The organism is Stappia sp. TSB10GB4 (assembly GCF_900185745.1).
Taxonomy (GTDB): Bacteria; Pseudomonadota; Alphaproteobacteria; order Rhizobiales; family Stappiaceae; genus Stappia.
Window position 1 is genome coordinate 28,160 of sequence record NZ_FYAV01000020.1, and the last position, 11,959, is coordinate 40,118.

14 protein-coding genes and 2 pseudogenes are annotated in these 11,959 nt (G+C 65.4%); 7 read left to right on the plus strand and 9 right to left on the minus strand.

The genetic code is table 11. The annotated features are described in order from the left end of the window. Positions 1–19: 19 nt before the first annotated feature. The gene (locus TSB10GB4_RS00875) at positions 20–841 is read right to left on the minus strand and encodes an alpha/beta fold hydrolase (protein ID WP_186394187.1); all 822 of its coding nucleotides are present in this window, start codon (positions 839–841) and stop codon (positions 20–22) included. Between the two features lie 65 nt (positions 842–906). Here TSB10GB4_RS00875 and TSB10GB4_RS00880 point away from each other — a divergent pair, with 65 nt between their 5' ends. Then, a complete protein-coding gene (locus tag TSB10GB4_RS00880) occupies positions 907–1,245 on the plus strand; it encodes a helix-turn-helix transcriptional regulator (RefSeq protein WP_186394188.1) in 339 nt (112 codons plus the stop codon). 33 nt (positions 1,246–1,278) lie between these two features. On the opposite strand, the gene TSB10GB4_RS00885 is transcribed toward TSB10GB4_RS00880, so the two are convergent. Then, positions 1,279–1,713, minus strand: coding sequence for a helix-turn-helix domain-containing protein (locus tag TSB10GB4_RS00885; RefSeq protein ID WP_186394222.1), 435 nt, complete (start codon positions 1,711–1,713; stop codon positions 1,279–1,281). Positions 1,714–1,863: 150 nt separating this feature from the next. On the opposite strand from TSB10GB4_RS00885, the gene TSB10GB4_RS00890 reads away from it, so the two are divergent. After that, complete coding sequence (locus tag TSB10GB4_RS00890) at positions 1,864–2,730, plus strand: NAD(P)H-binding protein (RefSeq protein WP_186394189.1); 867 nt, start codon at positions 1,864–1,866, stop codon at positions 2,728–2,730. A gap of 61 nt (positions 2,731–2,791) precedes the next feature. Here the strand turns inward: TSB10GB4_RS00890 and TSB10GB4_RS00895 are convergent, their stop codons facing one another. Both TSB10GB4_RS00895 and TSB10GB4_RS00900 read right to left on the minus strand, forming a co-directional pair. After that, the gene (locus TSB10GB4_RS00895) at positions 2,792–3,187 is read right to left on the minus strand and encodes a carboxymuconolactone decarboxylase family protein (RefSeq protein WP_186394190.1); all 396 of its coding nucleotides are present in this window, start codon (positions 3,185–3,187) and stop codon (positions 2,792–2,794) included. After that, positions 3,184–3,621 (minus strand): MerR family transcriptional regulator, encoded by a 438-nt coding sequence (locus tag TSB10GB4_RS00900; protein ID WP_186394191.1) that lies wholly within the window; start codon positions 3,619–3,621, stop codon positions 3,184–3,186. The genes TSB10GB4_RS00895 and TSB10GB4_RS00900 overlap by 4 nt, the downstream gene beginning before the upstream one ends. A gap of 223 nt (positions 3,622–3,844) precedes the next feature. Between TSB10GB4_RS00900 and TSB10GB4_RS00905 the strand changes: the two genes are divergently transcribed. Further along, positions 3,845–4,144 (plus strand): SelT/SelW/SelH family protein, encoded by a 300-nt coding sequence (locus TSB10GB4_RS00905; RefSeq protein WP_186390024.1) that lies wholly within the window; start codon positions 3,845–3,847, stop codon positions 4,142–4,144. A gap of 51 nt (positions 4,145–4,195) precedes the next feature. Here the strand turns inward: TSB10GB4_RS00905 and TSB10GB4_RS00910 are convergent, their stop codons facing one another. Next, positions 4,196–4,498: a carboxymuconolactone decarboxylase family protein gene (locus TSB10GB4_RS00910; protein WP_186394223.1), complete on the minus strand. Its 303-nt coding sequence runs from the start codon at positions 4,496–4,498 to the stop codon at positions 4,196–4,198. 42 nt (positions 4,499–4,540) lie between these two features. Beyond that, entirely contained in the window at positions 4,541–4,951 is a 411-nt protein-coding gene (locus tag TSB10GB4_RS00915; protein ID WP_186390025.1) for a nuclear transport factor 2 family protein, read from the minus strand. A gap of 272 nt (positions 4,952–5,223) precedes the next feature. Between TSB10GB4_RS00915 and TSB10GB4_RS24005 the strand changes: the two are divergent. Together TSB10GB4_RS24005 and uvrB are read left to right on the plus strand one after the other, a co-directional pair. Next, positions 5,224–5,488: pseudogene (locus TSB10GB4_RS24005) on the plus strand (hypothetical protein); the annotation flags it as partial. A 92-nt stretch (positions 5,489–5,580) separates the two neighbouring features. Next, positions 5,581–8,001: pseudogene (gene uvrB, locus TSB10GB4_RS00920) on the plus strand (excinuclease ABC subunit UvrB); the annotation flags it as partial. Between the two features lie 124 nt (positions 8,002–8,125). On the opposite strand, the gene TSB10GB4_RS00925 reads toward uvrB, so the two are convergent. Beyond that, positions 8,126–8,545 carry a hypothetical protein gene (locus TSB10GB4_RS00925; RefSeq protein WP_186394193.1) on the minus strand — a complete coding sequence of 140 codons (420 nt, stop codon included), beginning with the start codon at positions 8,543–8,545 and terminating at the stop codon, positions 8,126–8,128. Between the two features lie 205 nt (positions 8,546–8,750). Beyond that, positions 8,751–9,956: a helix-turn-helix transcriptional regulator gene (locus tag TSB10GB4_RS00930; RefSeq protein ID WP_186394194.1), complete on the minus strand. Its 1,206-nt coding sequence runs from the start codon at positions 9,954–9,956 to the stop codon at positions 8,751–8,753. A 363-nt stretch (positions 9,957–10,319) separates the two neighbouring features. Here TSB10GB4_RS00930 and TSB10GB4_RS00935 point away from each other — a divergent pair, with 363 nt between their 5' ends. Then, on the plus strand, positions 10,320–10,700 hold the full coding sequence (locus TSB10GB4_RS00935; protein ID WP_186394195.1) for a PAAR domain-containing protein: 381 nt from the start codon (positions 10,320–10,322) through the stop codon (positions 10,698–10,700). 136 nt (positions 10,701–10,836) lie between these two features. Further along, the gene (locus TSB10GB4_RS00940; RefSeq protein WP_186394196.1) at positions 10,837–11,565 is read left to right on the plus strand and encodes an FkbM family methyltransferase; all 729 of its coding nucleotides are present in this window, start codon (positions 10,837–10,839) and stop codon (positions 11,563–11,565) included. Positions 11,566–11,576: 11 nt separating this feature from the next. On the opposite strand, the gene clpS is transcribed toward TSB10GB4_RS00940, so the two are convergent. Continuing rightward, the gene (gene clpS, locus TSB10GB4_RS00945; RefSeq protein ID WP_186394197.1) at positions 11,577–11,882 is read right to left on the minus strand and encodes an ATP-dependent Clp protease adapter ClpS; all 306 of its coding nucleotides are present in this window, start codon (positions 11,880–11,882) and stop codon (positions 11,577–11,579) included. Positions 11,883–11,959 lie beyond the last annotated feature (77 nt).

Sequence of the window (11,959 nt, forward strand, 5' to 3'; positions counted from 1 at the left end):
AGGCGAGGCGCAGCCCCTTTCAGGCGACCGGCACCTGTCGCAGCATCGCCGCGACAATGGCTTCCGGGCAGTCCTCCTGCACCAGATGGCCGGCCTCGGGAATCGCGATCAGAGGCCGGTCGGAGATGCGTTCGGCAAGGTCGCGGCCCTTTTCCAGCGGGATCCAGTCGTCCTTCTCGCCCCACAGCACCGTGACCGGGCAATCCATCCGGCGATAGAGCCTCTCGATCTCGTCGGTGTAGCGCTGATCCATCTGGGCGATCTGCCGGTAGAAAGCGCGCTGCCCCACGTCGCCCGTCCAGGGGGCGGCATAGACGCGCAGCGCCTCGTCATCGAGCACCCGGGCGGCCGAGGTCCGCAGATAGGCGGTCACAAGGGCCTCGTGCATATAGGCCGGCATGCCGGCGAAGGCCGCCTCATGCTGACGCACGTGGCGGACCAGGGGCGAGCCCCAGGGCGCCAGCGCCACCGCGTCGAAGATCGTCAGCGACCCATAGGCAAGGCCATCGAGGAAGTGACCGCGCAGCGCCGTCGCGCCGCCGAAGTCGTGGGCCAGCACATGCGGCCGCTTCAGCCCCCACTCCTGAAGGAGCGCGGCGAGAACCCGGTTCTGCACGCCGAGCGAGACATCCTGCCCCTCCCGCATCTCCGATTGGCCATAGCCGGCAAGATCGAACCAGTACACCGTCCAGTGCGGCGCCAGATGCGGCACGATCCGTCGCCAGACCTGAGAGGAGAACGGCGTCCCATGGATGGCAACCAGCGGCGGACCATTGCCTGCGCGCCCCCAGCGGATGGCGGATCCGTCGACGACGGTGGTGTACGGCAGGTCGAGAAGCATCCTTCGGCCCTCCCTGGCCTCGTCTTCATATTTACATTTAGCGAAATGACTATATGAATAAGCGCATGAGCGATGCAACCCCTGCCCCGGCAAATGCCCTGCGCGAGGCGCAACTGCGGGCGATTTCCAGCGATGTGCGGATGACGATCCTGCGCCTGCTCCGCGATCCGGCGGAGCATTTCTCCGGACAGGTTTCGGCGGACCCGGTCGCCTTCGGCGTCTGCATGACACTGATCGCCGAAGCTCTCGGGATCGCCCAGCCGACGGCGAGCCGCCATCTCGACCTGTTGCGGCAGGCGGGTTTTCTGACCGTCCGGCGGCAGGGAAAATGGTCCTATTGCCGCCGTGACGAAACCGCGATCCAGGACTTCCTTGCGTGGCTGGGGCAGGACCTCGGCGCATAAGGCGCGCAAGAAAGAACAAGCGCTCCCGTGTCCTTATTCTGCGGCGTCCTGCCTGTCGCGACGATGGCGCATGATCTCAGGCATGCTGATCTCGATCCAGTCGGCAAGGGCGGCAACCCGCTGACCGGCCTCCCGGCCGAGGTCCGTCAGGCTGTATTCCACATGCGGCGGCACCACCGGCCGGGCGTGCCGAATGACCAGGCCGTCGGCCTCCAGCATCTGCAGCGTCTGGGCCAGCATCTTCTCGCTGACCCCGCCAATCCGGCGGCGCAGTTCGGCAAAGCGATGGGTGCCCTGCAGCAGGGCGAGCAAGACCAGCACGCCCCAGCGGCTGGTCACATGCTTCAGCACATCGCGCGAGGGGCAGGCGACGTCAAAAAGCGCGCCGCGTCGCATTCGCTCAGAAAGCGTCTCGACGCTCGACTCCGCTGCCGCTACCGCACCAATCTTCGCAGCATCCCTGTGCATCGCCACCCGTGCCTCGTTCGGCGCCAATGCGCCGGCTCCCTCCCTCTCAAGCTAACCTTTATGTACGTACTTACATTTCGAAAGTACACCCTGCATATGGATGTCATCCGATCCGAAAGATCGTCCCTGTGACCCCACACGGAGTGACCCATGACCAGATTTGCAGTGACCGGTGCCAGCGGCGCCCTTGGCCGCCTCGTCATCGACGAGCTTGCGAAGAGCGAGGCGCCGCAGACGGTCCGCGCCCTTGTCCGCTCGCCGGAAAAGGCGGCCGATCTCGCCGCGCGCGGCATCGAGGTGGTGCGCGGAGATTACGACGCGCCCGAAACACTGGCGGCGGCGCTTGCCGGCGTCGACCGGCTGCTGCTCGTCTCTTCCAGCGAAGTCGGCAAGCGCGCGCCGCAGCACGCGGCAGTGATCGAGGCGGCAAAGGCGGCCGGCGTCAAGCTTCTCGCCTATACCAGCATCCTGCATGCGGACAGCTCGCCGATGCTGCTGGCGAACGAGCACAAGGCAACGGAAGCGCTGCTTGCCGACTACCCCGGCACGGTCGCTTTGCTGCGCAACGGCTGGTATTTCGAGAATTACTTCGGCGATGTCGCTGCCGCTCTCGCCCATGGCGCGGTGGCGGGGGCGTCTGGCGAAGGACGGATTTCGGCCGCCGCGCGGGCGGACTATGCGGCGGCCGCTGCCGCGGTCCTGCGCGATCCGCCGGCCTCCTCGACGACCTATGAGCTGGCCGGCGACAGCGCCTTCACCCGCGCCGAGCTTGCCGCCGAGATCGCCCGCCAGAGCGGCAAGCCGGTGAGTTTCGCCGGCATGAGCGAGGCTGATTTCTCTGCACTGCTGGTTCAGGCCGGACTGCCGGAAGGCTTCGCCGGTGTGGTGGCCGATGCCGATGCGGCGGCGGGGAAGGGCGCGCTCCACGACGACAGCCGCACCCTCTCCCGCTTGACCGGCCGTCCGACGGAAACGCTGGCCAGTGCCGTCGCGCGGGCACTTGCAGCGCAAGGGTAAATCTGCCACCGACCGGACCGGCGACCTTCGTCGCCGGTCCGGCTTTCCTCAGTTCTGATGGTCAGCCCGGACCGCCGGGCGCGCGGCGCGCCTCGAAGACCTCGCGGGCCGCGTTCAGCCCGTTGATCGCCGCCGGCAGCCCGCCATAGACCGCCATCTGCCAAATCGCCTCGAGGATTTCGGTCTCGCTGGCTCCGGCCGCAAGCGTATGCTCGATGTTCACCTTGAGCTGCGGGGCGGTCTGGCCGCCGAGCACCGTCAGCGCCGCGACCGTGCAGAGCTGCCGCGTCCTGAGGTCGAGCCCCTCCCGCGCATAGTGGCGGCCATAGGCCCATTCGACCAGGCTTTCCGAAAAGCCCGGCAGCAGCGCGTCGTAGCGCTCGGCCAGCGCCTCCTCCAGCTCGGGATTGAGCCGGGCGACGATCTGTCTCCCCTTATCCAGCGCCGTCGGGATCATGCGACCTCCTTCCGGCGACGGGCCGCGCTGCGGCCGATGGCAGCCTCCGCCATCGGCGCGACCGGGTCAGCCACCTCGCCGCTCTCGATCCGGCGGTAGAGCGCCACCTTGTCGTCCAGCAGCGCAAGGGTGTCGGTAAGGCGTCGCAGATCCGCCGCCACCTTGTCGCGATGCTGCTCCAGCATCTCGCGACGCTCGCGCACAGAGGCAACGCCAGGGCGCACGCGCAATTCCGCATAGCGAATCCGCTCGCGCATGCCGAGACCGGTCGCCTTGAGCCGCTCCAGAAAGCCGAGCCAGCGGAGCGCCGCCGCATCATAGACGCGCCGGCCGCCGGCATCCCGCAAGGGCGGCGGGACCAGCCCGATCTTCTCGTAATAGCGCAGCGTATCGACACTGAGGCCGCTGTGCCGCGCGAGTTCACCGATCATCATATGGCTGTCTCCTGTGTCAACGGCTTCGCATCCTGGGAGCTGGAGCGCGCTCCAGGTCAACAGGGTATCTCGGTTTTTCCGCTCGGCATCGCAAGGCTTGCTCCGGCGCCGCTCAGGGCGATAATGGCGCCAGCCAGAGCCGGCGGCCGCAGGGACCGCCGCACGAGCAAGCGGACCGGACGCGCCCGCCCCTCCCCCATCCCTGACCTTCAGCCGAAAGCCCATGACCGACACGCAAAAGCCCGCCCTGACGATCACCTATTGCCGCCAGTGCAACTGGATGCTGCGCGCCGCCTGGATGGCGCAGGAACTGCTCTCGACGTTTTCCGAGGAGATCGGCTCCGTCACCTTGGTGCCCGGCACCGGCGGCACCTTCACCATCACCTGCGACGGGGCGACCATTTGGGACCGCAAGGCGGACGGCGGCTTTCCCGAGGCGAAGGTGCTGAAGGCGCGCGTGCGCGACCTCGTCTGGCCGGACATGAGCCTCGGCCACAATGACGGGCACAAGGGAGAGGGGTGAGCGTGAAACGCTCACCCTAACAAGCCACACGTCAAGATGTCGCCAGGCGGCCTATCCGCCGCGGTCCGCCGCCTGAAAGACCTCCTGTGCTGCATTGAGGCCGTTGATGGAGGCGGGCAGTCCGCCGTAGACGGCCATCTGCCAGATCGCCTTGATGATCTCCGTTCGGCTGGCGCCGGCGGCGATCATATGCTCGATGTTGATCTTGAGTTGCGGGCCCGTCTGGCCGCCCAGAACCGTCAGCGCCGCGACCGTGCTGTGAACCGGCGTGCAAAGCTGTCGCGTCTTCAGATCGAGCTCTCCGAGCGCAGCGGTGCGGGAATAAGCCGATCGTCTCGTAGTGGCGCAGGGTATCGGCTCTCAGGCCGGTCCGCTGCGGCGGGTCGCCTATCATCATCACACAGCCTCGGCCGTCGACACCCCGAAGGCCGCTTCCAGTCGGGCCGTGTCCTCGAAAAACAGATAGTGCTCGATCTTCCCGTCGCACAGCTTCGCTCGCAAGGCCCAAGTGGACACGAACAGGCGCCCGGTGTGGCGGACGCGGTGCCGGAAGTGCCCCGATGCGAAGCCGAGCTTCGGGCTTTCCAGAGAATCCTCGACCTCGAAGGCCTCCGTTTCGAAGGCCGCGCGCAGCTCTCCAAGGAAGGCCCGCATCCCCTCCTGTCCGTGATAGGTGCCGTAGATCGGCAGGCGCGGGTCGGATGTCGCGCGAACCCCGACGATGATCGCGTCCGCTGCGATGAAGGGCAGAACCCTCTCCACATCGCCGCTCGTCAGGGCCGAGAAAAACGCTTCAATAACGCTCATGGAGCTGTCTCCTGTTGGAACCAGCCTCGGACCCTGGGAGCTGGGGTGCGCTCCAGGTCAAGAGGAAAATCTCAATCCGCCCCCTCCTGACACCGTTGTGTCAGCATGGTGCGGGTTTCCGGCGGACAAAGCCGGAACACGGGGTTTCCCAAACGCGGCTTTGGGACCATATTGCCGCCATGGCCAAGCGACCCCCGTCCCCCTCCCCGTCTTCCGCGTCGTCCTCCGGCAGAACGGGCAAGCCCCGCCCCGCCGAAGACCGTGACGATACCCTGCCGCAAGGGTTCGGCGAGGCGCCGCAGGCTGCCTTCGAGGGAGCACCACTCAGCGGCCCGGTGTCCGATTGGGCGCGGCAGCTTACCGAAGACGAGCCGGCACCCGCGGAGAAAAGCAAGGAGCGCCCTGCCGCGAAGCAGGCCAGGCCGGCGCGCACGGCGCGCGGCACCTCGATGGGCGTCGCCAGCACCCCGCGGGAGCGCGCGGCCGGCGGGCTCAACCCGGTCGCCGGGCTGGACATGAGCCTGGAAGACGCCGAAGCCCTGCTGGCGAAGCAGGTGGCGGAGACGAAGAAGGCGCGCAAGGGCCAGAAGGGGAGCAAGAAGCCGGCGCCGGAAATGTCGGACGGCACCACCGGCCACACAGCGACGGTGCAGGCGCTCACCGACCTGATCACCTCCGGCAATCCGCTGCACAAGAACGGCGTCGCCTGGGTGCCGCACCGTCCGGAGCGGCCGGCGAAGTCGGAAGGCGGCGTTCCGATCAAGCTCGTCTCCGAGTACGAGCCGCGCGGCGACCAGCCCACCGCCATCGCCGACCTGGTCGAGGGGCTGGAGAATGCCGACAAGACGCAGGTGCTGCTCGGCGTCACCGGCTCGGGCAAGACCTACACGATGGCGCAGGTGATCGCCCGCACCCAGCGTCCGGCGCTGATCCTGGCGCCGAACAAGACGCTGGCGGCCCAGCTCTACGGCGAGTTCAAGTCGTTCTTCCCGGACAACGCGGTCGAGTATTTCGTCTCCTATTACGACTATTACCAGCCGGAGGCCTACGTCCCGCGCACCGACACCTATATCGAGAAGGAAAGCTCGGTGAACGAGCAGATCGACCGGATGCGCCACTCGGCCACCCGGGCGCTGCTGGAGCGCGACGACGTGATTATCGTCGCCTCGGTATCCTGCATCTACGGTATCGGCTCGGTCGAGACCTATACGGCGATGACCTTCGCCATCGAGGTCGGCGAGAGGATGGACCAGCGCCAGTTGCTCGCCGATCTGGTGGCGCTGCAATACAAGCGCAACGACGCGGCGTTCCAGCGCGGCGCCTTCCGGGTGCGCGGCGACACGGTCGAGATCTTCCCGGCGCACTACGAGGACCGGGCCTGGCGCATCTCGATGTTCGGCGACGAGATCGAGGCGATCACCGAATTCGACCCGCTGACCGGGCAGAAGTCGGCGGAGATGAAGAGCGTCAAGATCTACGCCAATTCGCATTATGTGACGCCGAAGCCGACGCTGGCCCAGGCGGTCAAGTCGATCAAGGCGGAGCTGGTGCAGCGGCTGGAGGAGTTGAACGCCCATGGCCGGCTGCTGGAAGCGCAGCGGCTGGAGCAGCGCACCCTGTTCGACCTGGAAATGCTGGAGGCGACCGGCTCCTGCGCCGGCATCGAGAACTATTCGCGCTACTTGACGGGGCGCAATCCCGGCGAACCGCCGCCGACCCTGTTCGAATACCTGCCGGACAACGCACTGGTCTTCGCCGACGAGAGCCACGTCACCATTCCGCAGATCGGCGCCATGTATCGCGGCGACTTCCGCCGCAAGGCGACGCTGGCAGAATACGGCTTCCGCCTGCCGTCCTGCATGGACAACCGGCCGCTGCGCTTCGAGGAATGGGATGCGATGCGGCCGCAGACGGTCTGCGTGTCGGCGACGCCCGGCTCCTGGGAGATGGAGGAGGCCGGCGGAGTCTTCGCCGAACAGGTCATTCGCCCGACCGGCCTCGTCGATCCGCAGATCGACATCCGCCCCGCCTCCTCGCAGGTCGACGACCTCCTAGGCGAGGTGCGTGCGGTGGCGGCCAAGGGCTACCGCACGCTCGTCACCGTGCTGACCAAGCGGATGGCCGAGGACCTGACCGAATATCTGCACGAGAACGGCGTGCGCGTGCGCTACATGCATTCCGACATCGACACGCTGGAGCGCATCGAGATCATCCGCGACCTGCGGCTCGGCGCCTTCGACGTGCTGGTCGGCATCAACCTGCTGCGCGAGGGCCTCGACATCCCGGAATGCGGGCTGGTCGCCATTCTCGACGCCGACAAGGAAGGCTTCCTGCGCTCCGAGACGTCGCTGATCCAGACCATCGGCCGTGCGGCGCGAAACGTCGACGGCCGGGTGGTGCTCTATGCCGACCGGATGACCGGGTCGATGGAACGGGCGATCGCCGAGACCAACCGCCGCCGCGAGAAGCAGGAGGCCTACAACGCTGAGAACGGCATCACGCCGGAGAGCGTGCGCCGGTCCATCGGCGACATCCTGCAGTCGGTCTACGAGCAGGACCACGTCACGGTCGATGCCGGCTTCGCCGAGAGCGGCAACCTGGTCGGCCACAATCTCAAGGCGCATATCGAGGATCTCGAGAAGCAGATGCGCGAGGCGGCCGCGGACCTCGAGTTCGAGACCGCAGCGCGCCTGCGCGACGAGATCAAGCGGCTGCAGGAAACGGAGCTGGCGCTGGCCGACGATCCGCTGGCCCGCCAGTCGGCGGTGGAAGATCGCAGCGGCGGTTTCCGGGGCGAGAAGAAATACGGCGCCAGCGCCAACTTGCCGAATGCCTCGAAAGTGCGGAAGAATACGCTCGACGAGATGACCGTCGGACGTACCGAGGTGCCGTTGTCCAGGGGGCCGCTGCCGAAGAAGCCCGGCAGTTCTCCAGAAGACGACGTCAGGCCGGTCATGCGCGGCAAGATAGGGGCGGGATCCTATGAGGACCCGGCGGAAGAGCGCCAGCGCCGCGGCCGCCCCAAGAAGAGCGGCCGTCCGGGAAGGTAGGTTGAATCGCCTCCCTCAAGGCCGCTCAGCGAGCGCAGCGACGCCCGTTGGCTGACCCGGCAGCAGATGATGGAGACACGCCCCATCATCTGAGGCGCCGATCGCAGCACAAGGAACCGGCTTCCTACCTCGTCCGCAACCAGCACACGAGCTTTTCCGCGTTGTCCCGCATCATCTGCTCGATCGGAGGATTGTGGCACTGACAGGCGGCCATCTTTTCGACCGCTTCGATGAAGTCACCTTTCTTCGCATCGAGTATTGCAAGTCTCAGCAACTCGTTCTGATGGATGCCTCCATACGTCGCCGTATATTTTGTGCACCCTTGGTTCACCAGCTTCCCTTTGTTGTATTGATTCTGGGTGACAGTACGGGTTGCACCGCCGCCACCGCACCAAATCGCATCGCTGATGGGACTGGCGCCCGCATCAATCGCGATGGAGCCGCATTTGCCCGTGTCGAACGCAGCAATATCCTGTGCCGCCCCATTCGATGCGGTGAATGTGAGCCCGATCAGGCAGGCCGCTGCCATGGTGAGAGTCTTCATCTCTGAACTCCTCCGTTCTCGAAGCCTCCGCTTCTGCTCATCTGCCTCGGCAATAGACTGCCGGGAAGATAGCAGGCTGCCTCTCACTACCTGAAGTTGTCATGATGCAAATGAACCATACCGGGCTCCATGGCAGCCCGCCCCCGACGTAGGCAACCAATCCCACCAGCGGTCAGCGGATACCCACTTCTGTCGTTCGCGAAACCTACCGGCCGCCGAAACGCTCCAGCAGTCTGACCAACTCGCTCTGGCGAGACGTGGCGGTCTTCGAGAACACGGACTGGAGCTGGTTACGCACGGTGTGAATGCTGAGCGAACGCTGCTCGGCATAGGCTTTGAGGGAGAGCCCGTCGGCAAGCGCGGTCGCCAGGACAGTTTCCGCAGGTGTCAGTCCGAATAGCGAAGCCAGCAGATGTGCGCCCGCAAGCGACCTTCGCGACGGATCTTTGACGATAAGCATCGCAGCGGCCATCGCGTTGTCGCGCAGGCCGGAGAGCTCGCCCGTTGTCTCACTGCCGGACGGAAAGGGTAAGATCATCGCCACATGCGGCTGCCGATGCTCCTTGTCGCAAATTGGGAAGACATCCGGCACACGCCCCGCGAGCCCTGCGCGCAGGGCAGCCAACACACCCACGATCATCTCGTTGGCTCGCGGATCGAAGGTTCTCAAACTGCGGAATGCATCGAGATGAAACAGATCACCTCCTGCGGACAGCTTTTCGGCAGACCTGTTGCTGTGCAGTACGCGGCCGTCGCTGGATAGCAGGAAAACAGCATAACCGGACCGATCCAGTGCCTCTTGATAGCCTTGACCGACGAGGTGCGCGTCGGCGAGCGCACGCCAGGACTGGAATGCCCGGCGCAGATGCGGCGCCAGCATGTCGAGCAGTTCGATCCACTGCCGTTCCTTTCGGTCACGATCACGGAAGCGTATGTTGCCGCCAAGCACGACGAATCGGCTGCCGTCGTTGAACAGGACGATGCCGCCGCCGCCACCGATTTCCTCCTGCGGGCGTATCCAGTCGTTGAAGAACTCGGTCTTGATGAGTTCCTCTGTCAAACAATAGCTCTCGCTATAGTTGGCCTTGCCGATCTGCGAGCGCGAGATGCCAGGCAACCAGGCGTTTTTGTCATAATAGTGGGCGGCGTACACTTCCGTCATGGCAGGATCGTACCTTTCGCACTGAAGCGAGACCTGCCTCTGTGCAACCATGTCGTACCCGAAGAACTGCGTGTGGATTCCCCCCATCGCCTCCGACAGAACCTCGATGAGAGCCTGCCAGTCGTCGGTTATCGGCGCGTTGTAGATTGCCTCAATAATGCGATTATATTGCTCCAGAGAAATGTCGACCATCGCTCCCCTCGACATAACCGACGTTTTCGCGCTGCTTTTACTGCCAATATCAATCAATAAATTATCCAACAAAGCTAAAATTATTTTATATAAATACTTTCGAATAACGAAGAATAATTATGCCAAAGTAACCTCTACAACTGATGGACGATAATGGCATCTAGACGACCATCGTCACCCATTCGGCTCAACTCTGCCAGCGAGTACTGGCCTTGCTTCAGACCGTTGACCTCGCTGCGATATCCCCTTGTCTGAGCCTCGCCCCTTGCCGCGGGGGATTGTTAACATATCGAGAGAGTTGTTGGAATATCACCCAAGAATCGCGTGACCTGAACAGCATCTGGAAACGGAATGATGTTGATTGGATAATCCTCTCAAGATAGTCGAGAAATGACTGCATTAGGGTCAGGACCCATTGATATGGCCGTACCTTCCAAGGCTCGGGCGATGCGGCCCCATGCGGTCACGGGAGCGGCGCTTTCCGGGCGATCTGTCCGGATCTCTCTCGCGCTCCTCCTCCCCCTCTCCTCCATGCCGGCGGCGGCGCAGGACCTGCCGGCCTGTGCGGTCACGGGCGCTGCCTCGGTGATGATCAACGGCCGACCCGCCTTGCGCCTGTCGGATGTGGCGGCGTGCCCGCCGGGCCTGTTCGAGACAGTGCCGGGCGTCTTCGTCGAAGGCGAGCCGGCCGTGCGCTCCGCCACGCCGGCGCAAGGATGCGTCGCGGCGGGCTCCGCCAACGTGACCATCGACGGGACGGGCGCGGCGCGCGCCGGCGACGTCGCCTGCCCGGCCAAGTGATCCGCAAGCCCCGAGCCCGGGCTAAAAAGACGCAGCGTTATTCCGTGATTCCAGCCCCCCTCCAGGCACTTCCCCATGTCGCGCCACGGCGGCTTGCGCTATAGAATTCGGAAGGTCCCGGCCCGGAGTCCGCTGCGTGAGCTTTCGCAAACTCGCCAATCGTTTTCGCGCCCGCCGCGCCGGGCTGGTCTCGCCTCCCCTTGCCGACGGGCATGACGAGGTGATCACCGTCGGGGGGCCGCGGAAGCTCTACCACTCGCGGTTCAACCCGGCCTGGTTCGGCGAACTCGGCATCGCGCCGAAGGTGATCGTCGACCTCGGCTCCTTCGACGGCGGCGACGCCCTGCGCTTCGCCCGCGCCTTTCCCGATTGCCGCGTGGTGACGGTGGAGGCCGATCCGCAGCGCTTCGCGCTGGTCAGCGGCAATCTGGCCGGCGAGCGGGTGGAGGTGCTGAACTGTGCCGCCTGCGCCAAGGATGGACCGGTCGACTGGCATCCCGCCACCATCGACGGCGAGGTGTATGGCCAGGGGTCGCTCTACGCCCATACCGACACCTATCGCAGCCGCTTCTCGCATGTGGCGCAGCAGGCAGCGACCCAGGTAGAGGGGCGGCGCTTCGACACGCTGTGCGCCCGGCTCGGCATCACCGCCATCGACCTGCTGCACATGGATATCGAGGGGGCTGAGGCCGCGGTCCTGTCGAGCCTCGGGTCGGTACGGCCGACACTGATCTACATGGAGTTCAGCAAGGGCTATTTCGCCGGCGCCCCGGACGGGCGCGCGACCCATCGCCGGCTGGAGGAACTGGGCTACCGGATGGTGCTCGACCTGTCCAGCGACCGGCTGTACCTGCGCGCCCGCTAAGGGATGAGGAGTCAGGTCTCCGGCTCGGTCTCGAAGCGCAGCGGAAAGCCGTTGGCGCGCCCGGCCTCGGTCGCGCGGGTCGCCTTGGTCTCGGCGACGTCGCGCGGAAAGACGGCAACGACGCACACGCCCTGTTGATGGGCGGTGAGCATCACCCGCACGGCCTCGTCCTCGCTCATGCGGAATTCCGCCGCGAGCACCGCCACCACGAATTCGCGCGGCGTGAAGTCGTCGTTGAGAAGCAGCACCTTGTAGAGGCGCGGACGCTCCGTCCGCGTCCTCGCGGAGGGTTGCAGCGTCGTGGACCTGTCGCTCATGGCCGCGCTTTTACCACACACCGGCGCGCTTGTGCACCGCTGCGCCGAACATTGGTCGCCGTGCTCCATTCCGCCAT

Bases quoted from the DNA above. Each gene is read 5' to 3' on its own strand.
- TSB10GB4_RS00875 (WP_186394187.1), bottom strand. From the start codon at position 841: ATGCTTCTCGACCTGCCGTACACCACCGTCGTCGACGGATCCGCCATC.
- TSB10GB4_RS00880 (WP_186394188.1), top strand. From the start codon at position 907: ATGAGCGATGCAACCCCTGCCCCGGCAAATGCCCTGCGCGAGGCGCAA.
- TSB10GB4_RS00885 (WP_186394222.1), bottom strand. From the start codon at position 1,713: ATGCACAGGGATGCTGCGAAGATTGGTGCGGTAGCGGCAGCGGAGTCG.
- TSB10GB4_RS00890 (WP_186394189.1), top strand. From the start codon at position 1,864: ATGACCAGATTTGCAGTGACCGGTGCCAGCGGCGCCCTTGGCCGCCTC.
- TSB10GB4_RS00895 (WP_186394190.1), bottom strand. From the start codon at position 3,187: ATGATCCCGACGGCGCTGGATAAGGGGAGACAGATCGTCGCCCGGCTC.
- TSB10GB4_RS00900 (WP_186394191.1), bottom strand. From the start codon at position 3,621: ATGATGATCGGTGAACTCGCGCGGCACAGCGGCCTCAGTGTCGATACG.
- TSB10GB4_RS00905 (WP_186390024.1), top strand. From the start codon at position 3,845: ATGACCGACACGCAAAAGCCCGCCCTGACGATCACCTATTGCCGCCAG.
- TSB10GB4_RS00915 (WP_186390025.1), bottom strand. From the start codon at position 4,951: ATGAGCGTTATTGAAGCGTTTTTCTCGGCCCTGACGAGCGGCGATGTG.
- TSB10GB4_RS00925 (WP_186394193.1), bottom strand. From the start codon at position 8,545: ATGAAGACTCTCACCATGGCAGCGGCCTGCCTGATCGGGCTCACATTC.
- TSB10GB4_RS00935 (WP_186394195.1), top strand. From the start codon at position 10,320: ATGGCCGTACCTTCCAAGGCTCGGGCGATGCGGCCCCATGCGGTCACG.
- clpS (WP_186394197.1), bottom strand. From the start codon at position 11,882: ATGAGCGACAGGTCCACGACGCTGCAACCCTCCGCGAGGACGCGGACG.